This window comes from Methylobacterium currus (assembly GCF_003058325.1).
GTDB classification, from domain to species: Bacteria; Pseudomonadota; Alphaproteobacteria; order Rhizobiales; family Beijerinckiaceae; genus Methylobacterium; species Methylobacterium currus.
Window position 1 is genome coordinate 4,034,771 of the sequence record NZ_CP028843.1, and the last position, 26,086, is coordinate 4,060,856.

The 26,086-nt window shown below is 67.5% G+C and carries 21 protein-coding genes and 4 pseudogenes; 19 read left to right on the forward strand and 6 right to left on the reverse strand.

From position 1 onward, the window contains the following. Positions 1-34 precede the first annotated feature (34 nt). Together DA075_RS36665 and DA075_RS18840 are read right to left on the reverse strand one after the other, a co-directional pair. A pseudogene (locus tag DA075_RS36665) lies at positions 35-622 on the reverse strand (IS5 family transposase); the annotation flags it as partial. Beyond that, positions 617-1,381, reverse strand: a pseudogene (locus tag DA075_RS18840) (LysR family transcriptional regulator); the annotation flags it as partial. The pseudogenes DA075_RS36665 and DA075_RS18840, both read right to left, overlap by 6 nt. Positions 1,382-1,642: 261 nt before the next feature. On the opposite strand from DA075_RS18840, the pseudogene DA075_RS18845 reads away from it, so the two are divergent. The 7 genes and pseudogenes from DA075_RS18845 to DA075_RS18875 all read left to right on the forward strand — a co-directional run. Beyond that, positions 1,643-1,855 (forward strand): annotated as a pseudogene (locus tag DA075_RS18845) (N-carbamoyl-D-amino-acid hydrolase); the annotation flags it as partial. A gap of 5 nt (positions 1,856-1,860) precedes the next feature. Continuing rightward, on the forward strand, positions 1,861-2,682 hold the full coding sequence (locus DA075_RS18850) for an ABC transporter substrate-binding protein (RefSeq protein ID WP_099954507.1): 822 nt from the start codon (positions 1,861-1,863) through the stop codon (positions 2,680-2,682). Next, positions 2,679-3,536, forward strand: coding sequence for an amino acid ABC transporter permease (locus DA075_RS18855; protein WP_099954508.1), 858 nt, complete (start codon positions 2,679-2,681; stop codon positions 3,534-3,536). The genes DA075_RS18850 and DA075_RS18855 overlap by 4 nt, the downstream gene beginning before the upstream one ends. Next, complete coding sequence (locus tag DA075_RS18860; RefSeq protein WP_099954509.1) at positions 3,533-4,303, forward strand: amino acid ABC transporter ATP-binding protein; 771 nt, start codon at positions 3,533-3,535, stop codon at positions 4,301-4,303. The genes DA075_RS18855 and DA075_RS18860 overlap by 4 nt, the downstream gene beginning before the upstream one ends. 29 nt (positions 4,304-4,332) lie before the next feature. Continuing rightward, on the forward strand, positions 4,333-5,163 hold the full coding sequence (locus DA075_RS18865; protein ID WP_414468114.1) for an ABC transporter substrate-binding protein: 831 nt from the start codon (positions 4,333-4,335) through the stop codon (positions 5,161-5,163). Positions 5,164-5,356: 193 nt separating this feature from the next. After that, entirely contained in the window at positions 5,357-6,235 is an 879-nt protein-coding gene (locus tag DA075_RS18870) for a polysaccharide deacetylase family protein (protein WP_099954510.1), read from the forward strand. After that, a complete protein-coding gene (locus tag DA075_RS18875) occupies positions 6,232-7,611 on the forward strand; it encodes an amidohydrolase family protein (protein ID WP_099954511.1) in 1,380 nt (459 codons plus the stop codon). The genes DA075_RS18870 and DA075_RS18875 overlap by 4 nt, the downstream gene beginning before the upstream one ends. A 438-nt stretch (positions 7,612-8,049) precedes the next feature. Here DA075_RS18875 and DA075_RS18880 read toward each other — a convergent pair whose 3' ends face one another. From DA075_RS18880 to DA075_RS18890, 3 genes are all read right to left on the reverse strand, one after another. After that, complete coding sequence (locus DA075_RS18880; protein ID WP_099954512.1) at positions 8,050-9,195, reverse strand: extracellular solute-binding protein; 1,146 nt, start codon at positions 9,193-9,195, stop codon at positions 8,050-8,052. Beyond that, positions 9,192-10,346, reverse strand: coding sequence for a CaiB/BaiF CoA transferase family protein (locus DA075_RS18885; protein WP_232387808.1), 1,155 nt, complete (start codon positions 10,344-10,346; stop codon positions 9,192-9,194). Before DA075_RS18885 ends, DA075_RS18880 begins: the two co-directional genes overlap by 4 nt. A gap of 214 nt (positions 10,347-10,560) precedes the next feature. Then, complete coding sequence (locus DA075_RS18890) at positions 10,561-11,337, reverse strand: IclR family transcriptional regulator (protein ID WP_099954514.1); 777 nt, start codon at positions 11,335-11,337, stop codon at positions 10,561-10,563. Between the two features lie 291 nt (positions 11,338-11,628). Here DA075_RS18890 and DA075_RS18895 point away from each other — a divergent pair, with 291 nt between their 5' ends. The 4 genes and pseudogenes from DA075_RS18895 (at position 11,629) to DA075_RS18910 (ending at position 14,549) form a co-directional block, all read left to right on the forward strand. Next, positions 11,629-12,087, forward strand: a complete 459-nt coding sequence (locus DA075_RS18895) for a MaoC family dehydratase (protein ID WP_099954515.1) — start codon at positions 11,629-11,631, stop codon at positions 12,085-12,087. A gap of 70 nt (positions 12,088-12,157) precedes the next feature. Beyond that, positions 12,158-13,474, forward strand: a complete 1,317-nt coding sequence (locus tag DA075_RS18900; RefSeq protein WP_099954516.1) for an MFS transporter — start codon at positions 12,158-12,160, stop codon at positions 13,472-13,474. 234 nt (positions 13,475-13,708) lie between these two features. Then, positions 13,709-14,233: pseudogene (locus DA075_RS38570) on the forward strand (LysR family substrate-binding domain-containing protein); the annotation flags it as partial. A 46-nt stretch (positions 14,234-14,279) separates the two neighbouring features. Beyond that, complete coding sequence (locus DA075_RS18910) at positions 14,280-14,549, forward strand: aldo/keto reductase (protein WP_099954518.1); 270 nt, start codon at positions 14,280-14,282, stop codon at positions 14,547-14,549. 653 nt (positions 14,550-15,202) lie between these two features. Here the strand turns inward: DA075_RS18910 and DA075_RS38180 are convergent. Further along, the gene (locus DA075_RS38180; RefSeq protein ID WP_269153983.1) at positions 15,203-15,337 is read right to left on the reverse strand and encodes a hypothetical protein; all 135 of its coding nucleotides are present in this window, start codon (positions 15,335-15,337) and stop codon (positions 15,203-15,205) included. 455 nt (positions 15,338-15,792) lie between these two features. Between DA075_RS38180 and DA075_RS18915 the strand changes: the two genes are divergently transcribed. The 8 genes from DA075_RS18915 to DA075_RS36045 all read left to right on the forward strand — a co-directional run bounded on the left by DA075_RS18915 (position 15,793) and on the right by DA075_RS36045 (position 25,977). Then, positions 15,793-16,559 (forward strand): IS5 family transposase gene (locus DA075_RS18915; RefSeq protein WP_099952440.1). Its coding sequence is split into 2 segments (ribosomal slippage): positions 15,793-16,108 and positions 16,108-16,559, totalling 768 coding nucleotides; the frame shifts between segments, so codons are not numbered across the junction. A gap of 60 nt (positions 16,560-16,619) precedes the next feature. Then, on the forward strand, positions 16,620-17,015 hold the full coding sequence (locus DA075_RS18920) for a hypothetical protein (protein ID WP_099954519.1): 396 nt from the start codon (positions 16,620-16,622) through the stop codon (positions 17,013-17,015). Positions 17,016-17,225: 210 nt separating this feature from the next. After that, positions 17,226-18,476 carry an NHLP bacteriocin system secretion protein gene (locus DA075_RS18925; RefSeq protein WP_099954520.1) on the forward strand — a complete coding sequence of 417 codons (1,251 nt, stop codon included), beginning with the start codon at positions 17,226-17,228 and terminating at the stop codon, positions 18,474-18,476. After that, the gene (locus DA075_RS18930) at positions 18,473-20,653 is read left to right on the forward strand and encodes an NHLP family bacteriocin export ABC transporter peptidase/permease/ATPase subunit (protein WP_099954521.1); all 2,181 of its coding nucleotides are present in this window, start codon (positions 18,473-18,475) and stop codon (positions 20,651-20,653) included. Before DA075_RS18925 ends, DA075_RS18930 begins: the two co-directional genes overlap by 4 nt. After that, positions 20,643-23,513, forward strand: coding sequence for an NHLP bacteriocin export ABC transporter permease/ATPase subunit (locus DA075_RS18935; protein WP_123834361.1), 2,871 nt, complete (start codon positions 20,643-20,645; stop codon positions 23,511-23,513). Before DA075_RS18930 ends, DA075_RS18935 begins: the two co-directional genes overlap by 11 nt. Before the next feature lie 918 nt (positions 23,514-24,431). After that, positions 24,432-24,674 carry a hypothetical protein gene (locus tag DA075_RS18945; RefSeq protein WP_099954524.1) on the forward strand — a complete coding sequence of 81 codons (243 nt, stop codon included), beginning with the start codon at positions 24,432-24,434 and terminating at the stop codon, positions 24,672-24,674. A 33-nt stretch (positions 24,675-24,707) separates the two neighbouring features. Beyond that, positions 24,708-25,352 (forward strand): hypothetical protein, encoded by a 645-nt coding sequence (locus DA075_RS18950; protein ID WP_099954525.1) that lies wholly within the window; start codon positions 24,708-24,710, stop codon positions 25,350-25,352. 136 nt (positions 25,353-25,488) lie between these two features. After that, positions 25,489-25,977, forward strand: coding sequence for a hypothetical protein (locus DA075_RS36045; protein ID WP_123834363.1), 489 nt, complete (start codon positions 25,489-25,491; stop codon positions 25,975-25,977). Positions 25,978-26,086 lie beyond the last annotated feature (109 nt).

The following is a 26,086-nucleotide window of genomic DNA, read 5'->3' on the forward strand; positions in this document are numbered from 1 at the left end:
GCGGTGATGTCCGGCGCTGTGAGACCCCGTTTCCTAAGGCTTGTGCGCGTCGCCTGACGAGGATCATGGCGGCGGCGAGCACGAAGAAGGCGAGAGCGGAGGAGGTGGTTGCTTCATGATCGCGGGCCAGCCGACGGCAGCGACTGATCCACCCGAACGTCCGTTCGATCGCCCAGCGGCGTGGCTGGACGGCAAAGCCCGTTTGTCCCTCCTCGGGCTCGACGATCCACGGTGATGGCGGTGGCTGAACCGACACGATCCCCGCGGTAGGAGCGGTCGGCACAGCAGTGCGCCAGGAACGGCCACAGGCCGCGCGAGGCGCGCAGCAACGCGACGCCGCCGTGGCTGTCGTGCAGGTCGGCTGGGGGGACGGCCGCGGCCAGCAGGCGGCCATCCGTGGCGGTCAGCGCGTGGCGCTTGCGCCCGACGACGCGCCGGGCCGGATCGTAGCCGCGTGCTCCCGCCATGCCGACCCGCCCGACCGAGCGGCTTGGGCATCCAGGATGGCGCCGGTCGGGCTGGCGTCGCGCCCGGCGCGCGCGCGATCGGCCCTCGTCAGGGCTTGGGCCAGCCGCTCGCACACGCCGGTCTTCGACAAGCGCAGGAACCAGCGGTGCACGGTGACCGGATGCGCGCCTCCTTGCGAGGGCGAGAACGGGTCTACCACCGCGACGCCGACACCGGCCCCGGCCAGCACGCAGGCGGTGTTGCAGTAGCGCACCTCCACGGCGGCGTCGAACGGCACGCCGGCCCGCGAGAAGGCGTCCCGCAGGGCCTCGCCGAGGCGGGTGCCGCGCTCCAGCCCGATGAACGGGTGGCGAGCGAGGTCCGCCGGCGTGACGCTGGCCTTCAGGCTCAACGGATGGTCGGGAGCCATGACGCAGACCATCTCGCCTCGGTGCACCACCTCGTGGGCGATGCCGACATGGTTCGACAGGCCGAGGGCGAAGCCGAGCTCCGCCACCCGGCCGGACACGCCCTCGATCACCCCCTCGTAGCGGCGCACGTCGAAGAACAGCCGCGTCTGCGGCCGCGAGCGTACGAAGGCGGCGAGCGCGCGGGGCAGCAGGCCGTAGGCCAGCGGAGGCGTCGCCATGATGGCGAGGTGCCCGTGCCGGTTCTCGCGAAGGTCGCGCAGGCGCCCTTCGAGCTTGGCGTGGAGCGCGAAGATCACCTCGCTCTCTCGATAGAGCGTCATCGCCTCGGCGGTGGGAAACAGCCGGTTGTTGATGCGGTCGAAGAGCGGGAAGCCGACCTGCGCCTCCATCGCCTTGAGGGCATTGCTCACCGCCGGCTGCGACACCGCCAGCTCCTCGGCCGCCGCCAGGGTGGTGCGGTGCCGGATCACCGCCCGCAGAATCTCCAGCTGCCGCAGGTTCATCATCACTCCACATTATAGTCGAGCGGAATTTATCATAATGCGCTGGATTGTGATGGCATAGCGAATGTGCATGATCGGGGCATGGATGTGGGCTGGCACAGCGTAATGCTTGTGTTTTGAGCATAGTGCTTACTCAGAGGTCATGATGTCTCGTATCCTTACCGTCGCGGAGGCTCAGATGGGGCCGACCCGGCGCGCCGATTCCCGCACCCACACCCTCGACCGGCTGATCCGCCTGCTTGAGGAGGCGGCGGGCCGCGGCGCGACTCCTGCATCGTCGATCCCGACGAGCGCATCGTCGCCCAGGCCCAGACCCTCGGCGACGAGGTGGTGGTGGCCGAGTGCGACCTCGACCGTTGCCGCAAGGGCAAGGACAAGATGTTCGATTTCGGCCAGCACCGCCAGCCGGCGCCGTACGGGCCAATCACCGAGCGGGCCGGCGTGATCGAGCCGGCGCCGGTCGCGGCGGAGTGACAGAGATGCGGCTCGACCTCGTCCCCGCGATCCTTGCTGCCTTCGCGGTGGGCCACGCCGCCGCCGCCGGCCTGCCCGACGAGATCCGCCAGCGCGGCACTCTTCGGCTCTCCGTCAACGCCACCTACGCGCCGATGGAGTACCGCGACCCCGAGACCAGCACGCTCAAGGGGCTCGACATCGACCTCGCGGCCGAGATGGCGAAGCGCCTCGGGGTCGGCATCGCCTGGAGCGAGGTGCCGTTCGCCGAGCTGGTCCTGTCGCTGCAAACCGGCCGGTCCGACTTCGTCATCAGCGGAATCTCGGACCGCGCCTCGCGCCGGGACAAGGCCGACTTCATCGACTACCTGACGACCGGTGCCCAGTTCTTCGTCCTCGCCGGCAGCCCGGCCAAGACTAAGGCGGATCTCTGCGGCAAGCGGATCGGCACCACCCGCAGCACTTCCTTCCCGGCCCAGATCGAGGAATGGAGCAAGGCGGCCTGCGCGGCTGCGGGCAAGCCACCGGCCATCGTCGCGTCGGGCGAGAACAGCATCGACGTGCGCAACCAGCTCAAGCAGGGCCGCATCGACGCCGCGGTCCAGGGCAGCGAGACGCTGCCCTACGCCCAAAGTCTGGAGGCGGGCCGCTACCGCGTCGTCGGCGCGCCTTTCACCAGGGGTTACCAGGGGATCATGGTGCGCAAGGAGGACGCCGCCCTGCGTGAGACCTTGACCGCGACTTTGCGTTTGATGATTGCCGACGGAGCCTACGGCACGATTCTGGCGAGATACGGCCTGTCGGCCAATGCGGTGCCCGAGCCCTTCCTGAACGCGAGCGACCAATGAGCAGCGGACGCGCCCTCGCCGAGGGTTTCCCCGATCTTACCGGCCTACCGACTGCGCGGCGCACCCATTGGGGCCGCTGGATCGCCGCCGGCCTGATCGTTGTCGTCCTGGCGCTGATCGGGCGCGCCTTCGCGCAAGGACAGATCGAGTGGGCTTACGTCGGTCGCTTCCTCACCATGCCGGTGATCCTGCACGGCATCGTCAACACCCTGACGATGGCGGTACTGGCGATGAGCCTCGGCATCGTGCTCGGCCTCGTCGTCGCGGTGATGCGGCTCTCGCCCAACCCGGTGCTGAAGGGGGTGGCCGCCGGCTATACCTGGCTGTTCCGCGGCACGCCGCTGATCCTGCAATTGCTGCTGTGGTTCAACCTGGCGCTGGTCTTCCCCGTCATCGGCATCCCGGGCCTGTGGTCGGCGAAGTCGGTCGAGGTGATGACCCCGTTCCTCGCGGCGCTGCTCGGCTTGGGCATCAACCAGGGCGCCTACACCTCGGAGGTGATGCGAGCCGGCCTGCTCTCGGTCGATACCGGGCAGTACGAGGCCGCGCAGGCAATCGGCATGGGCCGCCTGAAGGCGCTCTATCGCATCATCCTGCCCCAGGCGATGCGGGTGGTGCTGCCGCCGCTCGGCAACGAGTTCATCGGCATGGTCAAGGCGACCTCGCTCGCCAGCGTGATCCAGTTTCCGGAGGTGCTGCACGCCGCCGAGAACATCTACTACGCCAATTCCCGGGTCATCGAACTCCTGATCGTCGCCGGCCTGTGGTACCTGCTGGTGGTGTCGATCCTGACGCCCCTGCAGATGCTGCTCGAGCGGCGCTTCGCCCGCGGCACCGCGAGGATCACCCGATGAGCGCGCAGCCCCTCGTCGCCTTCCGCCGCGTCTCGAAGAGCTTCGGCACCTTCAAGGCCCTCGACGACGTCTCCCTCGACGTGCGGGCCGGCGAGGTGATGTGCCTGATCGGCGCCTCGGGCTCGGGCAAGACCACGCTGCTGCGCTGCGTCAACCAGCTCACCCGGATCGATGCCGGCGGCATCTGGCTCGACGGCGAACTCTTGGGCATGCGCGAGTCCGGCGGGCGGCTCCACGCGTTGAGCGAGAGCGAGGTGGCGCGCCAGCGCCTCAAGACCGGCATGGTGTTCCAGCGCTTCAACCTCTTCCCGCACAAGACCGCGCTCGAGAACGTCACCGAAGGCCCCGTGCACGTCCAGGGCCGCCGGCCGGCGGAGGTGCGGGACGAGGCGGTGGCGTTGCTCGCCCGGGTCGGCCTCGCCGCCAAGGCGGGCAACTATCCCGCTCAGCTCTCTGGTGGGCAGCAACAGCGCGTCGCCATCGCGCGGGCGCTCGCCATGAAGCCGCAGCTGATGCTGTTCGACGAGCCGACCTCGGCCCTCGACCCCGAACTCGTCGGCGAGGTGCTGGTGGTGATGCGCGAGCTCGCGCGCTCCGGCATGACCATGATGGTCGTCACCCACGAGCTCGGCTTCGCCCGCGAGGTCGCCGAAACCGTGGTCTACATGGACCAGGGCGGCATCGTCGAGGCGGGCACGCCCGCCGAGGTTCTGGGCGGGCCGCGCGAGGCCCGCACCCGCAGCTTCCTCTCGGCGGTCATCGGCTAGATCCTGTTTCGAGAGTGTACGAGGAGGTTTTGGTGAAGCGCCTGATCGCGATCGGTCTCATGAGCCTGTCCACCACGATCGCCGCGGCGCAGGACGCGCCGAAGGCCGCCCTGCCGCCGGACGTGGTCAAGAGCGGCACGCTCAAGGTCGCGATCGTGCCGAACTATCCGCCGATGGAGTTCAAGAACCCCGAGACCGGCCAGCTCACCGGCTTCGACGTCGATCTCGGCGACGCGCTGGCGAAGAAGCTCGGCGTGAGGCTCGCGTGGCAGGAGACGAGCTTCGACCAGATGATGCCGGCGCTCTCGACCGGCCGGGTCGACGCGATCCTGTCCGGCATGACCGACCTCGCGACCCGGCATGACACCGCGACCTTCGTCGATTACCTGCGCAGCGGCCCGCAATTCTTCATCCGCAAGGCCCGCCAGGACGAGTTCACCGGCATGGCCTCGCTCTGCGGCAAGAAGGCCGGGGCGAGCCGGCGCACCTCGTTCCCGCGCGAGATCGCGGCCTGGAGCGAGCAGAACTGCAAGGACAATCCGGTGGTGTTCGTCGGCACCGAAGGCTCGGCCGATGCCCGCATCCAGCTCAAGCAAGGCCGCATCGACGCCGCCGTGCAGGGCAACGAGACGCTGCCCTACGTGATGGGGCTGGAGCCCGACACCTATCTCGCGCTCGGCACCCCGATCGCCCTGCAATATACCGGCATCGCGATTCCCGTGAAGGAGGCCGGCCTGCAGCAGGCTGTGGCCGGCGCCCTCGACGCGCTGATCGCCGACGGGACCTACAAGGCGCTCCTGGAGAAGTGGAAGCTGACCGAGAACGGCGTCGACAAGGCGCTGATCAACGGGGCGAAGTAAATATCCGACAATCGTCTGATGTTCTTTGCAGAATAGAGCGCAAATTCTCCTCTCCCCGCCGGCCGGGGGAGGAGAAATCCTGCGCTTCATCTATCCCCGGACACCGCTGCCATACGGGAGAGAGTGACAGCGCGAACCGCTCGACGCCGGGGTTCCCGGAATCCGCTAAGCAAGCCACCCACACGAGACCCCCATGAACCGCGCCGCCCTCGACAGCATCCCGCTCACCCCCGCCAACCTCGCACCCCCGGCCCCGGACTACCCCTGGCCGGCCCCGTACCGCTCAGCAATGTTCCTCTCCTTCGACGTCGATGCCGAGAGCGCCTGGACCAGCAAGGATGCGAGCCACGCCGAGCGCTTGGTCACCATGAGCTACGGCGCCTACGAGGCCCGGGTCGGCACGCCGAAACTCCTCGAACTCCTCGACCAGCTCGGCCTCAAGGGCACGTTCTTCATCACCGGCTGGGCGGTCGACGCCTATCCGGCGATGGCCGAGGCGATCGTGCGCGGCGGCCACGAGATCGGCCATCACGGCTACCACCACCTGATGCCCGATCCCGGCGCGCCCTTCATGGAGGAGGAGATCGAGCGCGGCTTCGAGACCCTGAAGCGCCGCCTCGGTGTGGTGCCGACGGGCTACCGCGCGCCCTATGGCGAATTCACGGATGAGTTGCGCCGGACATTGGTCAAGCATGGCATCGTCTACACCTCGTCCTTCCGCGACGACGTGCGGCCCTACCGCCACGTGCTGCGCGATCGTACGCCCGGTCCGATCGAATTGCCGGTGACGGCGAGCTACGACGACTGGATGCACGGCCTCTCGACCCGGTTCAGCCCGCGCTCGATCTTCCCCAAGGAGCATGTGCTGTCGCTGTGGAAGGACGAACTCGACGAGGTGCGCGACTGGGGCGCGATGGTGACGACGGTGCTGCATCCCCAGTGCAGCGGCCGGCCGATGCGCCTGCGCCTGCTGCGCGAGTTCCTGACCTACGCTCAAGGCTGCCCGGATCTCTGGATCACTACCGGCGAGGCGATCGCGGAGAACTTCTTGAATCACGAGAGGGCGGCGTGACGTCGATCGCGATCTTCGGCTCCTACGTCCTCACCCGCCAAGACGGCGCGCCGCGCATCGAGCGCGACCGCTGGGTGCTGGTCGAGGGCGGCCGCATCGCCGCGGTCACGCCGGACCGGCCTGCGGCGGACGAGACCTACGACCGGCCGGGCCGCTTCGTGCTGCCGGGCCTCCTCAACCTGCACAATCACTGCTTCAGTGAGGCGATCGCCCGCTCGCACACCGAGGACGGGCGGGGACGCAAGGGAGGCAAGAGCATCGTCTACACGGTGCTGCTGCCGCTCTCGAAGACTGCGCTCCACGTCCTGTCGCCGCAGGAGCGCCTGGCCGCCGCGCGGCTCGGCATCCTGCAACTCCTCAAGGGCGGCGCGACCACGGTGATGGAGCCGTTCCGCAACGGCTTGCCCGAGATGTTCGAGGCGGCCGAGGAGATGGGCCTGCGCTTCTACGGCGCGCCCTACCTGTTCTCCACCGCCGACGCGAAGGCCGGCCCCGACGGACGCGTCGCCTACCGGGGCGACGATGGCGACGCCGATCTCGCCGCCTGGAACGCGCTCCACGCCCGATGGGAGGGCCGGGGCCAGGGCCGCATCCGGCTGGCCATGAGCCCGCACGCCACCGACACCTGCGGCCCAGACTTGCTTCGCGCCTGCGCCGCCCGGGCGCGCGAGCTCGGCGTGCCGATCACCACCCACCTCGCCCAGAGCGACGACGAAGTCGCGACCATCCGGGCGCGCCACGACGGGCGCAGCCCCGCGGAGTACCTCGACTGGCTCGGCCTGCTGGCGCCCGACCTGCTCGCCGCCCACTGCATCGCCAGCAGCGACGACGACCTGCGCTTGATGGCGGCGCGGGGCGCCACGGTGCTGAACTGCCCGCGGGTCTTCGCCCGGGCCGGCCGCACCGCCGCCTTCTCTCGCTTCGCCGCCCACGGCATCCGCACCCTGGTGGGAACCGACGGCTACAACATGGACCTCTTGGGCGAGCTGAATGCCGCCTCGCTGATCTCGAAGGTCGCCGCCGGCCGAGCCGAGGTCGCGGATTCCGCCGCCCTGATCGACGCCGTGACGGGCCAGGCCGCCGCGGTGATCCGGCGCCCGGATCTCGGCGTGATCGCGCCGGGCGCCACCGCCGACCTGACGGTAGTGGACATGACGCACCCGCACCTGCAACCGCTGCACGATCCCTTGCGCGCTCTGATCGCGCTGGCCAACCGGGCCGACATCGCCCAGGTTCTCGTCGATGGCCGGGTCCTCATCAACGAAGGCCGCTACCGGGCAGGCGACGAGGGCAAGATCGTTCGCGAGGGCGCCGCCGCGATAGAGCGGGTCTGGAACCTGCCGGAGGTCCGGGCGGCTTTCGCTGAAGACGCCTGAACCGCGGGAGGGACGGGCAGAGCCGAGACGCAGGCGCCGGGATTGTGCCGAGGAAGGCCGTCGATCGCCGCCTCGATCGCTCTACCTGGGCCGCCAGATATATAATCGTTCATTATTTATGATCTGCGCTACCGTTCCCAAGTTTTCCGCAATTATTTGGCTCGAAATCGAAAATTCGAAAAGGCTAACGGCCCGATACGTCAACATCCTGGGCTGTTGGTATCATAGTGTGGATCGACTTAGAAGTGGCACCCCAGGCCGCGTGAGCACGACCCGGTTGATGTGACGTTGGAAATCGTCGTTAAGCCGGGGTCCCGATCGGCGCCGAGCGGAACCCGATCCATAGTTCATTTTGTAGTCTATAATCAAAGATCTAGGATGATTTCGCGACGGGGTCCGCTTCAGTGCTGATACACAGCCGACCGGCGGAATGACGCCTCAGGAGCGGGTCTGCGCCCTCAGCGAGGCGCTCCAGAGGTTCTGAAGGGCATCGACGAGGGTGGCCGCACCCTCGCACGCCTCGAGACCGGCATTGATCCGCTCCGCAGCCGCCGCCTGGAACGCCATGTAGCCGTCGTGGCGCGGGCGCAGGTAGGATCCTTCGAGGGTCGCGCGGGTGTCGCGGTAGAAGTTCGCTGCCGCGTCGTTCACGGTGGAATCCGCCCAGGCTGCCGCGTGGCCGGGCTGGCCGCCCGCTGCCGCGTAGGGACCCCGCTGCGCCTCGGCGCTGGCGATCCAGCAGGCGAAGGCCACCGCCTCGGTTGGATGGGTGGTGCGGGCCGAGACGGCGATGCCGGTCCCGCCGAGCGCGGCGCCGACCGAGCCCCGGTCGCCGATCGCCGGGATGTCAGTGAAGCGGATGGCGTGGGGTCGGAAGCCCTTTCGGGCATAGGAGACGTAGCCGTAGATGTAGGGCGCACAGGCGATCGGCGATCCGCCCTCGGCCATCCGCTCGAAGACCGCGATCGGATCGCGGCCGCGGTCGCCAGGATCGATCAGGGACGCGAGTTCGCGCAGCCGTTCCCAGGCCTCGCGGCCCGCTTCCGCCTCGACGAACGGCCGGCCGAGCTCGCCGCAAGGCTGCCCGAGATGGGCCGCCAGGGTGTAGAAGACCATCAGCGAGTGGGGCGGCCGCAGCGGGAGCGCGACGTGGCCGCGCCGGGCGAGATCGATCACCGCCTCGAAGGTCGTCGGCGGCGCGCCCAGGCGCTCCGGCACGGTGGCCTGAACCTGTGTGGCGGCATCGATCGGGAAGGCCCATTGCCGCCCCTCCCACGCGTAGGAGCGGTAGGACGGGCCGACGGTGCCCTCCTCCAGCGCGGCAAGTTCCGCCTCCCGTCCTGGCCCGTCGAGGGGAAGGAGACAACCCTCAGCGGTGATCTGCCCGACATGCGGATGGTCGATGACGATCAGGTCGTAGAGCCGCGCCAGCTCCTCCACCGGAAAGCTCTCGAAATCCTGGAGCGAGCGCCGCTCCCAGGCGATGCGCACCCCCGTCCGCTCGGCCCAGAGGGCGGAGCAGGCCACCATCGGATCGTAGCCGCGCGGATGGCTCCAGGTCATTCCCTTCAGCACCGCGCTCACAGCTCGAATTCCCGGCGGATCGCGGCGGAATGCTCGCCAATGCGCGGTGCCGCCTCCGCGCCCCCCGGCCTCGTGCCGTCGAACCGGACCGGAGCGCGGGTGGTGCGGATCGCGACATCGTCGGCCCGGCGCACCGTCTGGAGCATGTCGAGTTTCCGGAACCCGTCGCTCTCCAGGAGTTCGGTCCAGTCGAGCACCTTGGCGCACCAGATGTCCGCCGGCTCAAGGAGCGCGAGCCAGTGCTCGCTCGTCTCCTCCGCGAGCCGCTGCGCGATGATGGCCTTGATCGCGTCGCGTGCGCCGAACCAGCTCGCGGGATCGTCGCGGTAGGGTGCGAGCGCCTCGATGCCGAGGAGATCGGCGAGGATCGGAATCGGCGTCATCGCGATGGCCAGGAACCCGTCCTGTGTCGGGTAGACGCCGTAGGGCGCCGCCAGATAGGCGTGCGCGCTGCGGAAGGCGGAGCGCCGCGGTAGGCGGCCGCCATCGTTCAGATGCGTCGTCAGGACCTCGAACTGGAAGTCAATCAGGGCCTCGAGCAGGCTGGTCTCGACGTGGCTGCCGCGGCCCGTCACCCCGCGCCGAACCAGCGCAGCGAGGATGCCCTGCGCCACCGCCGCGCCGGCCAGCATGTCGGCCACGGCGAGCCCGAACGGGACCGGTCCCTGCGCCTCGTCGCCGTTGAGCCACATCACGCCGGAGCGCGCCTGCGCCAGGAGATCCTGGCCGGGACGCTTTACCCAAGGCCCGTCGCCGTAGCCTGAGATGGAGGCATAGACGAGGCGCGGGTTGATGACACGCACGCTCTCGTAATCGAGGCCGAGCCGCTCGATCACACCGGGGCGGAAGTTCTGGATCATCACGTCGGCCCGGGCGAGCAGCCGGCGCAGGCTCGCCATGTCCGCCTCGTCCTTCAGGTCGATAGCAAGGCTCTCCTTGCCCCGGTTAATTGCGTGGAAGAGCGTCGAGTCGCCGCCGATCTCCGTGTCGCTGAGATAGAGCCGTCGCGACAGGTCGCCGCCGTCCGGTCGCTCGACCTTGATCACCCGCGCGCCGAAGTCGAGGAGCCGCAGCGCGCAGTAGGGCCCCGAGAGGAACTGGCTCAGATCGACGACAACGAGCCCGTCGAGGGGGAGTGCATGATCGATCACCGCATTACCTCCGGCGGCTTGCTGCGGAAGGCATGATTCCAGGTCGGTCGCAGATCCCGGGGTCATGCACGTCTCCTTGCGCTCGGATCGCTGCGGGCGCCGCCAACCCGCAGCGCTACCGCCCATATCTCTTATTTGAATGATGTTTTCACATATGGAAGGATCGCGCAACCTGGTGCGGGGCGATCACGCGCCCCCGGTGCGGAGGGGCGGCTCACTCCACGCCGGCAGCCGCGGAGATGTCCCGGGCGGCCGTGAGGAGGAGGGACAGGATCGCCTCCCGCGACGGCGAGGGCCCGCCGTCGAGGCGGTCGAGTTGGGGACAAGTGAGGGCCGCCAGGGGGCGACCGCCGGCATCGAGGACCGGCACCGCGATGTTCGTCACGCCCGCGGTCTGCTGGCTTGGCCGGATCTCGTACCCGCGCTCTCGGACCTCCGCGAGGAGATCCTCGAACCGCTCAGGCCAGGTCTCGTTGGGAACCGCGACGCGCTCCTCGATCATCATCGCCCGCTCCGCGTCGGAGACGAAAGCGAGGAGGACGTGGCCAGACCCGGTGTTCAGCAGGCTGATATGCGCACCGACGCGGATCGAGAGGCCCCAGTAGCTCGGGGCATCGATTTGGGCGAGCACCACCCCGCTGCCGCGGTCATAGACCACCATGTGGCAGGACTGCTCGGCCTCGCGGGCGAAGCGGCGCATCGGGGCCAGCGCCAGGCCGACAAGCCGCCGCATCGGCGGGTGGCGGTGGGCGAGACCGAAGAGCTTGAGCGAGATCTCGTAGCGGTCCGCCGTCGTGCGCACGACGTAGTTGCGCCGCACCAGGCGCCCGAGCATCCGGTAGATCTCGTTCGGGGATCGATCGAGGGCCTTGGCGATCTCCGCCAGCGACAAGCCCTCCTCCGTCTCGGACAAGAGTTCGAGGATGTCGAGCCCCTTGTCGAGGGCGGGCGCCTTGTAGCGCTCATCCGCATCGTCGTTCCCGACCGCCATGGGACCTTCCGCTTTTGTTGCAGCGATACGCCCATAGCACGGCCGGCGCTGCGGACGTGACGGCGCGTAGTTCGGGTTGGGCGCGTGCCCGGGCCGCGCTCCTTCCCTGGGTCTGGCAACTTGACAATCGCAAATATGAAGTTTCATCTCACTGATGAAATGACGTCCGCCGCGACGCGGGCGCCGGGAGGAACAGCGGGGCGGGTACGGGGAGTGCGTCGTCGGTCAGGTCGGCCCGAAGGCCCCTGCCGATGCTCCCGAACCGCGCAAGCCGCGTCGGGAGGCAGCCGCATGATCGTGGCCGAGCAGTATTTCGAGGATTACGCCATCGGGTCCCGTCGCCGGACCCTCGGCCGGACGATCACCGAAGCCGACATCGTCATCCATGCCGGGCAGACCGGGGACAATTTTCCGCACCACATGGACGCGCAATGGTGCGCGACGCAGGACTTCGGACGCCGCATTGCCCATGGCACGCTGGTCTTCAGCGTCGGCATTGGGATGACTGCCTCGACGATAAACCCGTACGCGATGTCCTACGGCTACGACCGCCTGCGCTTCGTCCGCCCGGTCTTCATCGGTGACACGATCCGCGTCGTGACGACGATCTCGGAGACGCGACCGCACGCCAAGCGATCCGGGGTCGGCATCGTCGTCGAGGCCGTCGAGATCCTCAACCAGGCCGACGAGACCGTGCTCGTGTGCGAGCATCTCTACCTCGTCGACAGACGGCCGGAGCGTGACGCCTGAACCGATCGCGCCGAGGAGCACCACCCCGGCCGAACGCACGATCAGACAACGAAGCGGGGAGGACGGAACGATGACGGAGCAGACACAGGCTCTGGTGCTCGAGCGGGCGATCCACAAGTCGGCGTGGCGGTTGCTGCCATTCCTGACGCTGATGCTGATCCTAGCCTTCCTCGACCGAGTCAATATCGGCTTCGTCAAGAGCGCCTATCAGGCCGATACTGGCTTGAGCGAGGCAGCCTACGCGTTCGGAGCCGGCGTGTTTTTCCTCGGCTACGCACTATTCGAGGTGCCGAGCAACCTTGTGTTGAAGCGGGTTGGCGCGCGGACCTGGCTCGCCCGGATCATGGTGAGCTGGGGCCTGATCTCGGCGGCGATCATGTTCGCCCATACCGAGACCATCTTCTGCATCCTGCGCTTCCTGCTCGGCGTCGCCGAGGCCGGGTTCTACCCGGGCGTCCTTTACTATCTCACCTACTGGTTTCCCGCCAAGCAGCGGGCCCGGGCGACGGGCCTGTTCTATCTCGGCGTGCCGCTATCCCTGGTCTTCGGAAGCCCGCTGAGCGGCTGGCTGTTGCAGCACGACGGCGTCCTCGGGCTGAAGGGATGGCAGTTCGTCCTGTTGGTCGAGGGCCTCGCGGCCGTTGTGGTCGGCGCCGTCGCCTTCTTCTACCTGGTCGACCGCCCGGCCACGGCCCCGTGGCTGACGCCTGAGGAGCGCGACGCCCTGACGGCGGAGATCGCGCGCGAGGAGCAGGCCAAGGCCCAGCAGGTGCAGCACTCGGCGCTGAGCGTCGTCAGGGACCCGCGGGTAATCGCCTTCATCGCGATCTACTTCTGCTTCCAGGTCGGCACGTCGCCGTTCTCGTTCTACTTCCCCTCGAAGCTGGCGGGGGTGATGGGCGGCAAGGTCGACGCCACTGTCGGCCTCCTGCTCGCCCTGCCCTGGCTCTGCTCCGCCATCACGACGCGCCTCGCCACGGTCTATGCCGACCAGCACCAGAACCACCGCGACGTCGCGGTCGCGCTGATCGTCGCCGGCGTCCTCGCGTCGGCCGCGGTCTCCTTCACCAACAACCCGATCCTGCTGATCATCGCGTTCTGCATCGCCGTGCCGGGACTGACGGCCTCGCAGCCGGTGTTCTGGAGCCTGCCGACGGAGTACCTGAGCGGGGTCGGTGCGGCGAGCGGCATCGCGTTCATCGTCTCTCTCGGCAATCTCGGGGCGTTCTTCTCGCCGCAAATCAAGACTTTCGCCGATCAGGCTTTCAGCGATCCAGGTGCCGGCTACCTCGTCCTCTCGGCAATCGCAAGCATCGCTGCGATCATCCTGCTCTTTTTAAGGCGGGAGAAGCCAAGAAGCTTGTACGCCGCCTCGCAGACGGCGTGACCCGCACACGTTGCCGGATCACTCTCGACGGCGGTTCGGGCAGCGTACTCGTTGCGCCAGCAACAAAACCCGCCGCGCCGTCGAACGGACACGTTCATGGCACTGGCTAAGTGTCTCTCACAAAACTCCCGGTCCCTTTTGTCGCTCGCTGTGGCGGCGCCGGTGCAGCGGGAGCTTTGTGAGGTGCACTAAGCCCGGACGGGCGCCGGGCGCCGGGCGGGACGCGGGGAGGTCGGCCGGATCGAGGTCGGCTATGTCGGCTCCGCCGTGTATGCCGGAGTCCTGCAGGACCAGATCGGCCGCTTCCGGAGATCCCACCCGGATGTCGAGGTGGTCGTGCGGTCGCTGCCGATAGCGGAGGTGCCCGGGATGCTGGAGGCGGGCTCCCTAGACGTCGGGTTCGTCCGGCTCCCGATGGATCTGCCGACGAGCCTGCGACGTCACGCGCTCGCCGAGGACGATTACTGCCTGGCGCTCCCGGCCGATCATCCGGAGGCCGGCCCCGTTGGGCCGGTCCGGCCGAGCCGGTTGAGGGCAGAGCCCTTCGTCGTTCCGGAGCATACGTCCGGGACGGACGAGGTGGCGCGTCGCGGGAGGTTCTCAGCCCAGGGCGTGGCATCGCCGGGGAACTTGGCGGCCGTGCTGCCCCAGGTCTCGCTGGGCCATGGCGTCGCCGTCGTTCCCTGCGTCGTTGCCGAGGCGATCCGGCTACCTCCGTCGTGTTCAAAGCCCTCGCTGGGTACCCTACAGCTTGGCTGACCGGAAGGTCGAGCGCGAGGTTCTGCCGTAATGCGTGCAGCACCGCATGCCGATCATGGCCCATTCCCCGCTCGGCGGCGAAGGCTCGACCGTCTTGCGGAACCCGACTGTCCAGCGCATCGCCGCGTCGCGGGGTGAAAGCCCGGCAGCCGTGGCTCTGTCGTGGGCGATGCGCTCCGGAGCCGTCATCACCATTCCCGAGTCCGGCTCGGTCGCCCACGTGCGCGAGAATCACGTGCGCGAGGATGCAGCGGGTCTGACGTTGAGGCTGGATCCGGACGAATTGCGGCAATTGGATCAGGCCTTCCTGACGTAGCGTGCTGTCGAGATCCTGATTCTGCAAGAAAATTCGAGACAATAGAGGAAACAGAAGATAACGGGACCTCCGACGGCATGCGGTATCCCTATCTCTGGAACTGAGATACCAATATTCCCGCCTGCAATCTTGGGCATCGACTTCACATTTAAGGAAATCGGCACTATCAAGTGTATATTGTTGTGCGTTCAAGGGTCACAAATGCGCCAACGGTTGACATCAATATTCTTCCAAAGTCAAGTCGGCTCGCGATCCCATCACGGAAATTCGTATATCGGCCGCAAAATTAATACTTGGCGGGTTTGTGGGTCCAGATCTCCCCTAGAGCACGTCGAATACATGCAACTTGATGGAAAGATCATGTCGTGCGATGACTTCGATCTCGTCCTCGAACATGGCGCAGGTCAGGCGGGTGTCCGTCATGACGAGCCGGCAAGTGCATCGCTTCGTCGCCAAGCGCTGGACGAGGCCAGTCCGATCAGGCCGCAAGCCCCGCTACGCCAAGGCCTCCACCTCGAAGCCACCTGGACCGGAAGCTCCGTTGCCACCAGTACGGCAGCTTGCGTGGCTTCTCGTGCAGGCGCTCTAAGTCTTGGATGAGGGCGACGCGGCTGTGGTGAGTTGCGTCGAGCAGGATGACACTGCGCGGATCGTCACGGGTCCCGCCGCAGGCTGCCCAATTCGACGAAGCGGTCGATGGCGTGCAGGAGATGGTCGGCTGGAACGTGGGTATCAAGGGAGAACTCGTAGAACAAAGCGCCCTGCTCGACCTGCCGCGGACCCATCATCTGCGTCAATCCTCCCCTCACGACGAGAGTGAATCACCCGGCACCCGCCGCCGCAACAGCTGAGTTTTTCAACACGATCGATCGCAACGGATGGGATTGTGTCGACAAACTCGGAGGCGGCACCCGAGGCCTCAATGCATGTTCCAACTGGGAGGACAGTCATCCTCTGCGGGCGCTGTGGGCTCGCGTTTGCATTCAGTAGAGATGGATTACATCGAAATTTCTTCTACGTGGCGCGTTGTGCGCGGTGCTGCTTCGGCTGGTGCCGGAGTTTTTCGACACAATCGGTGGGAAGGCGGACGCTCGCGCCGGAACCGCTTCCTCCGGAGCCGTCACCGGCGGCCTCATCGGCGGGGCTGTCCTGATGACCCACAGCAAAATTGCAAGCTAGGGCCTGTTGTCGCTTGAACTCTCTGCGAGGATGAGCGTTTCCCCGCTTTGAGCGAGGAGACACGATGCTGACGGACGCTCAGTGGGCCGAACTGGAACCGCTGGTGGAAGCCTGCCGGCCCAAAGGCAAGACGCCGCCCCAAGAGCTGCGCCGCACGATCTCAGCCATCCTCTGGCGGCATCACAACGGCGCCTCTTGGAGGGCCATTCCAGCCGAGTTGGGTCCCTGGTGGCAGGCCGCCCAGATCTTCATCCGCTGGGCGCGCGCCGGCGTCTGGGAGCGGCTGCTCGACCTCGTGCAGAGCCGCGGCGTCGCGCTGGGCATGGTGTTTCTCGACGGCACGAACATTCGAGCCCACCAGAAGGCGGCGGGCGCGGCCAAAAGGGGGGATCTGGAGCCGAGCGAGACCATCGTGAAGCTCTTGGCCGCTCGCGTGGCGGCTATGGCACCAAGGCCTGCGTGATCGCCGATGGACGGGGCCGCCCCGTCGGTTTCCGCCTCGCGCCCGGTCAGGCGCATGAACTGCCCCACGCCCTTCCGCTGCTCGATCAACTGCCCGGGGTGCCGAAGTGGGTGGTGGCCGACCGTGGCTTCTCCAGCCACGGCTTTCGCGAGGCGATCTGGACCGCCGGGGCCCGGCCCGCGATCCCGACCAAGAGCAACGAGGCCCCGCTCGCCTGTCCTGACTGGATCTACACCAATCGCAACATCGTCGAGCGACTGTGGGCGCGCCTCAAGGAATGGCGGGCCGTTGCCACACGCTACGAGAAGACTGCCGTCAGCTTCATGGGCGTCCTCTGCCTCGCCGCTACGCTCCTCTGGATCAAGTGACGACAGGCCCTAAGATCGATCTCCACCATTTATTTACTCGCACTGAGACATGGTGGGACTATGAGCACTATCCAGGATCACACGCTCGCCTTCAGCAGCGACATGAATGCCGTGCTGCAGAACGAAGCCAAGCTGAAGCAATGCGCCGAGACTGTGACCGGCCCGGACAGCCTGAGCTCCCTTACCGCCTCACGTCGCGATGATCTGTCGGCCGAAAAGACGGAGCATGTCTACGCCAAGGCCGGGGCAATGCAGGATGCCTCGTCCGGCCGGGCGCCGATGAGCGACGAGATGCCCGATGCCGTCGATGGCGGCATCCGCCTTGCCGGCATCGGCGCGGCGATCGGAGGGCTCGGCGCTGCCGCCTCGCTGACCATCGCGGTCGGCTGTATCATGGCTCTCTCTTCACAGACGGTGCGACCCTCGCCGGTGCCGCCGCGGCCATCGCCAGCCTGAGTGCCACAGCTGCGCTTCTGGTGGGTGCCGGTGCTATCGCCATCGGCGCCGGTATCGGCGCCGTGGGCAACCAGCTCATCCAGAACAGCTGAGCCTCGAGGACCACGCGAAGGGCCTGCCGTCCGGCGATCGACGCAGCGGCGCCGTTCCATTCCCGCCGCCTTCCTCGCGACGGCGGCCGCACAATCCCTCGTTCAGAGACGACACGACATGACGGCGGCCCTCTATCGCAAGGAAGCACTCGACCATCTCGCCGGGCCAGACAGGCTGGACGAGATGGTGCGCGTCACCTCTCCTCATGGCTGGGCGGCGCTCGGCGCGGCGCTGGTGATCGTCGGCGGTTGTCTCGGCTGGTCGATTTTCGGGAGCTACCGCACGACCGTCAGCGGCCATGGGCTGCTCGTCCCGGCCGACGGGGCCTTCGTCAGCGTTTACGCGCCCAAGGCCGGATGGCTCGACAGTTATCGCCAGCGCGGCGACAAGGTAAAGAAGGGCGATATGATCGCCCGGCTCAGCGCACCGGAGGATGCCGCCCGGCTCGTCGACATCGACAGCCGCGTGACTCAGCTCACCCAGCAGCGTGCGGCCCTCGCGGCGCAGATCGAGGATCGTATTCGCAAGGAGACGATCGCGTCCGAGCGCAAGCGCGAGGCGCTGCAGGAGACCATCGACCTCGGCGAATCCAGGGTCGTCGCGCTCGAAACTCTGCTCGGTCAGCGAGAGTCGCTGTTGTCCAAAGGCTTGATGACGTCCGACCGGATGATCGAAGCGCGCGAGCGGCTGTTCGCCGCGCGTGAATCGATCTCGCGAGCGCGCACGGATCTGCTGTCGCTCGACGCCGCCTTGCAGAGCTTGCGCCACCAGACCGACCAGGAGCGCGCGGCGCTCGATCGCCAGCTGCGCGACGCCGAAGGCCTGCGTGCCCAGACTCATCTCAGCGAGAACCTGGCGACCACCATCGTTGCGCGTGCCGACGGGGTCATCACCACTAACGAGGCCGGTGACCACGCTCTGGTCAGTGCCGGCCAGAAGCTGATGGTGATCGAGCAGGGCGGTCCGAGGCTCGACGTTCTGCTCTACGTCCCGGCCGACAGCGGCAAGGAGATCAAGCTCGGCATGGAGGTGCGCCTGTCGCCCTCCACCGCCAAGAAGGAGGAATACGGCTCCCTGATCGGCACGGTCATCCAGGTCGACGACAGTCCGGAAAACGAGGCGGCGCTGGCCCATCGGCTCGGCAATCCCGATCTCGCCCGTGTCTTCACCAAGGGGGGCCCACCGCTCCAGCTGGTGGTGCGGATCAATCCCGGGTCCCGCGGCGCCGAGAGCTATGCCTGGACCTCCAAGCGAGGCGAGGAGATCGAACTGGCCTCGACCACGCTCGTCGAAGGCCAGGTCACGGTTAAGTCCGGCCGGCCGATCGGCCTGTTCGTCCCGGCGCTGCGCAGGTTCGTCGGCCTATGAGCACCGAGACGTCCCGGCGCTTTCCGCCGACCGGCCGCAAGCGGGTCCCCACCATCCTGCAGATGGAAGCCGTCGAATGCGGCGCCGCCTGCCTCGCCATGGTTCTGGCCCATCACGGCAAATGGGTGCCGCTCGAGGAGCTGCGCGTCGCCTGCGGGGTCTCGCGCGACGGCAGCAAGGCGAAGAACGTGGTGCAGGCAGCGCGCCGCTACGGCCTTGTCGCGGAGGGCTGGCGCACCGAGCCGGACAAGCTCGCCGGCAAGCAGCTGCCCGCCATTCTGTTCTGGGAGTTCAATCACTTCGTGGTGCTGGAAGGGGTCGGCCGGAAGGTCGTCCATCTCAACGACCCCGCGAGCGGCCCCCGCACCGTCACCCATGACGAATTCGGCCGCGCCTTCACCGGGGTGATGCTGACCATGGCGCCGGGGCCGGACTTCACGCCGTCCGGGGCCCGCACCAATGCCTGGGGGGCCGTTCGTGACCAGCTCGCGCCCTCGCGCCACGCGGTCCTGTTCCTGGTTCTGGCCGGTCTCGCCGCGCTCGCGCCGGGCGTGTTCGTGCCGGCGGCAACGAAGATCTTCGTCGACGACATTCTGGTGCGGCATCTCACGGATTGGATGAGGCCGTTATTGTTCGGTCTCGTCTGTGCGGCGCTGCTGGGCGGATTGTTGAACTGGTTGCAGGGCTACTTCATGGCGCGCCTGCAATGGAAGCTCGGCGTGTCGCTGGGCCTGAAGCTGATATGGCGTCTGCTGCGGCTGTCGCCCAGCTTCTTCGCCCAGCGTTACGCCGGCGACATCGCGAGCCGGCTCGCGACCACGGAACGGGCCTGCGATCTGATCGGCAGCCAGGTGTCCGCCCTGCTGGTCACGGGGCTTGCGGCGTTGTTCTATGGGGCGTTGATGGCGGTCTACGACCCGGTGCTGGCGGGCATCGGCCTGGCGCTCGCCCTCTTCAATGCCGTGTTCGCCCGCCTCATGGCGCGCCGGCAGGAGAATGCCGCCCGCACCGTCATGCGGGAGCAGGCGGCCCTCGGCAGCCTCTCCATCAGCGGCATCCAGTCGGTCGAGACCCTGAAGGCGACGGCCACGGAAGACGATTTCCTGAACCGTTGGGCCAATGCCCAGGCGCGCACCATGAACGCGGTGCATCGCTCGCAACTGCCGCTCCAGATCCTCGACCTCATCCCCCGCGCGCTCGGCGTGCTGACGATGGCGGCGATCCTCGGCGTCGGCGGCTGGCGCGTCATGGAGGGCGTGATCACCGTCGGCACGCTCGCCGCCTTCCAGACCGTCCTCTCGAGCTTCCTGTCGCAGGTCGGCGGTCTCGTCGGCGTCGCGTCGGGCATGCGCGAATTGCGGGTGGCGATGGAGCGCGTCGACGACGTGCTGCGCTATCCGCTCGACCGCCGTCTGGACCCGACATCCGCGCCCGAGGCCGACGGGCCGCCGCATCGCCTCTCCGGCGCCGTCGATGTGGCCGATCTGAGCTACGGCTACAACCCGCTCGATCCGCCGCTGGTCGACGGCTTTTCGCTGACGGTGGCGCCGGGCTCCCGCATCGCTCTGGTCGGTCCTTCGGGTAGCGGCAAATCCACGATCGCGCGGCTGCTCGTCGGGCTGGCCGAGCCCTGGGCCGGCAGTATCGCGTTCGACGGCCAGCCGAGGGCCAAAATCCTGCCCGGCGTCCTCGCGGCCTCCGTCGCCTATGTCGAGCAGTCGGTCGTCCTGATGGAAGGCACCGTCCGCGAGAATCTGACCTTGTGGGACTCGCAGGTGAGCGAGCGCAAGGTCGTCGAAGCGGCCCGCGACGCCGGCCTGCACGAAACCATCGCGGCGCGTCCTGGCGGATACGATGCCCCGGTCAGCGAAGGCGGCAGCAACTGGTCGGGCGGCCAGGCCCAGCGGCTGGAGATCGCCCGGGCGCTGGTGGGCGAACCGAGCATCCTCGTGCTCGACGAGGCGACCTCCGCTCTCGATGCCACGACCGAGGCGACGATCCTCGAAAACCTCCGCCGCCGGGGCTGCACCATCATCCTGGTCACCCATCGCCTCAGCGCCATCCGCGACTGCGACGAGATCCTCGTGCTGGACCGCGGCCGCATCGTTCAGCGCGGATCGCATGAGGCGCTCTACGACCAGCCGGGCATCTATGGAGAACTCATCCGTGCTGCATGAAGCCCCTCAGCGGATGGCCGGCAGCGGCACGACGCCCGTCGACCGGTGCGGCGCCGTCCCGGTCTCGGGCGCTGGACTGCGCGTCGATGTCGGCTCGGCCGACCTGTATCTCGATTGGCCTGGCCGGGCGGGACGGCGGCGACGCATTGCCTCTCTGGGCCCCGGCGACGTCGCCCTGCCGCTTTCGCTGACCCAGCCCATCGCAGGACTGCCGGTGGACGCGCGATGTCTCGCCTTTCCGGCGCCCGGCTCACGACTGTCGTCCTTCGCGATCGACCCGTTCCTGAAGAGCCTCGATGCCGGCGAACCCGCCGCAATCGAAGCGGCGGAGCGCTGGATCGAGCGCACCTCTCAGGCCGCCGGCCGGCCGCTGGCGGGAACGATGCTCCTCGTCGAGGCCGGAGAGGCGAGGCTGGAACCCGGTCGCGTGGCGCGGCCGGCGCAGGGGATACTCTGGGCCTCGGCCGCCGATGCGGCGCTGCTGACCGAACTGCCGGGAGCTGCGCTGGTTCTTCCGGCCATGCCCGCGGTCCCGGTGACGGCGGCCGGCGTGGCCGTCGATCGCGCGGCGGCCATCAACTGCCGCTCGAGTGTCGCGCTGGCCTCGGAAGGCGGGCTCTCGCGGGGCGTCCTTGCTCATCACGAGCGGGTGAAGCAGGCGCTCGCCGTCGCGGAAGCCAGCCGGGAGGACGAGGAGGTCGCGCGCATCGCCGGCAAGGGCGAGCGCGATCGCGCCGCCCTGGCTGCGTCGGTCGCGCCGCTTCTGGCTCCCGCCGCGGCAGGCGCGCTGCATGACGCGTCGCTGGCGTCGGTGTTCGGCCGCGTCGCCCGGGCCTCCGCGGTCGCCTTGCCCGACACGCCCTGGTCCGCATCCGACGATCACGAGCGCCTGCCGATCGATCGGCAGATCGGCGCGCTTTCGGACTGGGCCGGCGTGCGGGCTCGGCGCATCCGGCTGGAGCCGGGCTGGTGGCGCCGCGGCGGCCAATCGATCGTCGGTTTCCGGCGCGACGGTGGCGGTCCGGTCGCGCTGATCGTGGGCACCGGCTGGCGCGGTGGATATCGCATCCGGGAGGCGGGCCGCGATCGGCCGGTCGACGCTCGTGTGGCGGCCTCCTTGGCTCAGGATGGCTACATCGTTCAGCGCCGCTTGCCGAAGACGGCGCGGGATGGCCGCGGCCTGCTGCGTTTCGCCGCCCCGCTGGCCTGGCCTGCCTTGATGGCGATCGGCATCATCGGCCTTGCCGGAAGCCTGCTCGGGCTCGTGACGCCGATGGCGACCGAGATCCTGTTCGAGACGGTCATTCCGGCGGCCTCGCAATCCGAACTGCTCCAGCTCACGGCCGGAATCGCGGCGCTGGGGCTGGGCGGCATCGTGTTCGAACTCGTCCGCGGCTTTCTGGTCCTGCGGCTGTCCACGCTCCTGAACACCGACCTCGAAGGCGCCGTCTGGGATCATCTTCTGCGCTTGCCCGCCGGATTTTTCCGAGACTACACCGCCGGCGATCTCGCTCTACGGGCCGCGGCGATCAATCAGATGCGGGACGCCGTGAGCGGCACGGTGGTCGGTTCGCTGCTCTCCGCGGTGTTCTCGGTCTCCAGCCTCGCCCTGATCCTCTATTACGAATGGCGCCTCGCGCTCGTCGCGATCGGTCTCGTCGTCGTCCAGCTGGTCGTGATGGTTGCGGTCAATCTGCGGATGCTGGGCTGGAAGCGGCAGGCGCTCGAGACGGACGGCCGGCTCCAGGCGCTTGCGCTCCAGGTGATCCAGGGCATCGCGAAGCTGAAGGTCGCCGGTGCCGAGGCGCGGGCCTTCGCCAGGTGGTCGCCGCTGTTCATTGCGCGGCGCTCGCTCGGCTTCCGCCAGGGCGCCTTGTCGTCCGGCTTCTCGGCGTTCGGGACCGCGTTCGGGATCGCCTCGACCGCGTTGCTGATCGGGATCGTCGGCCTCGGCGGAATCGAGATCGGGATCGGCCGCTTCGTCGCGTTCAACGCAGCCTACGGCCAGTTCGTCTCGGCGACCCTGTCGCTCGGGAGCGTCCTGCCGGCCCTGATGTCGCTGAAGCCGCTTTACGGCCGGGCCGCGCCGCTGCTCGCCGCCTCGCCGGAAAATCTCGGCCGCCAGGGCGCCCATCACGATCTGCGCGGCGGCATCGAGGTCCGCGACGTGGTGTTCCGCTATCGCGACGGCCCTGCCGTTCTCGACGGCGTGTCGATCAAGGCCAAGCCGGGTGAGTTCGTCGGCATCGTCGGCGCCTCCGGTTCCGGCAAATCCACCTTGATGCGCGTCCTGCTCGGCTTCGAGACGCCGGAAAGCGGATCGGTGTTCTTCGACGACCAGGACCTCGGCAGCCTCGACCCGAGGGCGTTGCGCCGCCAGATGGGCGTCGTCCTGCAATCGAGCCGCGCAACGAGCGGCACCCTGCTCGACAACATCCTCAACGGCGCCGCGCTGACCGAGGCCGATGCCTGGGAGGCTGCGCGCCTCGCCGGGCTGGAGGCCGACATCCGCGCCATGCCGATGCGGATGTACACCTTCGTCGGCGAGGACGGGACGCTTCTCTCGGGCGGCCAGCGCCAGCGCCTGATGATCGCCCGCGCGGTGGTGCGCCGGCCGCGGATCCTGCTCTTCGACGAAGCGACCAGCGCCCTCGACAACCGCACCCAGCAGATCGTCTCCGAAGGGCTGGAATGGCTCGACGCCACCCGCGTCGTCATCGCGCATCGCCTGTCCACCATCCAGCACGCCGACCGCATCTATGTGCTGCAGGGCGGGCGGGTCGCCGAGGAGGGAACCTATCGCGAGCTGCTCAAGCGCGGCGGATTGTTCGCTCAACTGGCGCTCAGGCAGGTCGCGTGAACCCGGCATCCGCCGGACGGACAGGCGGCACGACGGTGCCGATATTACGCTCGACGACGATGCTCTCGAAGCTGTTGCCGGGGGCCGGTCGGGAGGCCGTTGCCGGTTTCAGGGCGGCAGTGCGTCGAGACCACCGTTGAGCACTCCTCCGGCGGGGAGTGGCACGAGAACCGGGGTACTTCGTCGACTCATACCCTCGCGCCTTGGCATCGACACGTCGATGCCAAGGCGTCCGGCGCATCGGCGCCGACGCCCGTTCGGGCTTAGCCAGCGCCTTCGACCGGGTCCGTTCGAAGGCGCGGCGGTATCATACGATTTCCGGCTGATCGCTTCGCGATGCGGAGATCGGCTTCGCTCAGGCGCCGCGCGGGCTGGCGATCCGATTTCCGGAAGGAATCTTCCGGAAAACGGATCAGAGGCTGTTTGACCTCATCGACCGTCTTCACACCCTCCTCGTCATTCCGGGCTCCGCTGCGCGGCCCCGGAACGACACCGTGGGCAAGAAATCCGTCAAGACCAATCAAACAGGCCCTGGGAGACCCCGACCGTCGCCGGCAACATCCGGCGGGCGAACGCCGTCAGACGGCACGCGGGGAGCGGGTTGCCACGAAAGCCTCTTTCCAGGGTTGCCGCGTCCCGGCTGCCGAAAATCCGATTCCCTTTGGATCATCCGGATCGCGTCCCAGAGCATGAAACGGCAGCTTTCGCCGTATAGCCGCGCTCAATTTTACTCAATTCGAGCGATAAAAACTGCGGTTCATTAACTGTCTCCCGGCGCAGATGGGCAATGTTCTTGGCTCGGCGCCGGAAGTAACATTTACGAAATGAAAGACCGCTAATTGTCTTTTCAGGCGCTGATCGCTGCTTGGTGAATACAGGGGCGATTGATGTCTGACAAAGCGAAGGAAAGGACCTGACATGACTGACAGCAACCGCAAGCTCGACGATGCCGAACTCGACCACGTGTACGGCGCAGGGGCCGACGGGCATTGGGACCATAGCGGCAAGGCTTCGATGTGGGTGACGAGCGTGCCGGGAGACGCCCACGGTCTCTTCAAGCCGGCCGAGAACAGAAGCTCCGTCCGCCCGGACGGCCATGGCGGCTACATCCGCTGGGACCGGATCAACAATTGCGAAGCCCCGGCCGTCCGCAGGAGCTGAGTCGGTGGCGCCGATCGCTCGATAGAGACGGTCGTGGATACCGAGAAGGCCAGGATCGACGAACAGCGCAAGGATATGACGCTGTCCGACGACGTTCCGGAGGCGGCGGTGAGGGCGCCGGTCAGGCGCGCAGATACGCCGTACGTGATCCGCTCCATCGCTCTTCCAATGCCAAACTTGCAACCGAGGTCGGCAATGACTGAATCTGTCGATAAATTCCAGGACCATATCCGCTCGATCGCCGGCGATCAGCCGAAGCTGGAAGCTTTTTTCACGCGGGTGAAAACAGCCGATGATCTCGTCATCTATGCCGCGGACGCAGGCTGTCCGCTCGAGAAGGGCGAGGCCGAGGCCCTGTTCGAGAAAGGGCAGGCCGCCTATAGCCAAATGCAAAGCCAACTGAGTGACGATGATTTGGACATGGTGGTCGGTGGCATCAGCTTCGCCGCCATCGGCGCCGGCATCGGGGCGGCGATCGGCATCGCGGCCATCACGGTTCTGACGGCAGGCGTCGGGACCGCGGCGATGGCCACGGCGGTGGCTTACGGTGTCACGACGTGGGGTGGCGCGATTGCCGGCGTGGCAACGTCAGCCGTTGCGACGGCAGCGTCCGGTGCCGTGGTCTGCGGTGGCGCCGGCTTCGTTGTCGACAAGGTCGTCGACGCCGTCAGGGCGTGAGCCGCTCGCCTTGAGATCTCGAAAGACATGATGTCGTACCGTCGCTGTGCGTCAAGCGACTGATGTCGGGTTCTTGGTATGTCGACGAGAGTTCGCCGCCAGGACATCGGCTGCTCATATGAAAGACTAATCTAACATGACGATCCAGCAAGAAAATACCAACAGCGAGCGCTTCGTCCAGTTCCAGGGCGTTCTTTCCAAGCTCGCCTCCGATCCGGAAGAGGCAAAGAAATTTGCGTCAACAGTCAATGATTCAAAGACGTTCGCTTCCTATCTTTCCAACAAGGGAATCGTCGTCAACACCAGCGAAGCAGATACGGTTTATGGAGCACTGCGCGATCTCGCCGCGACGCAGTCGAATCAAGCGCACTCGGAAGAGCGGCCGCTCGGAGACAATGAACTGAACGACGTGGTCGGTGGGGGATGGGGCTGGGTCGCGATCGGCGCGGTCGCGGGGCTTGCCCTCGGGGCGCTGACAGGCGGCGTTGGTCTCGCACTTGCCGGCGCAGCCTTCGAAGTGGTGGCTACCGCCTCGATCGGTGCCATCGGAGGCGGAGTCGTGGGGGCCGGCAGCGGCGCGTTGATTGGCGGCATCGCCGAGACCATCAAGAACGCTCTTTCGTAAGAGCTCGTTCGAGGTCTTGATGTCAGGCGGGAGCGTCGAGGGCGTCAGCCGCGATCAGGCTGGCGCGGCCTGTCGCAAACGCGACCGGCTCTCCACGACCGACCTCCTC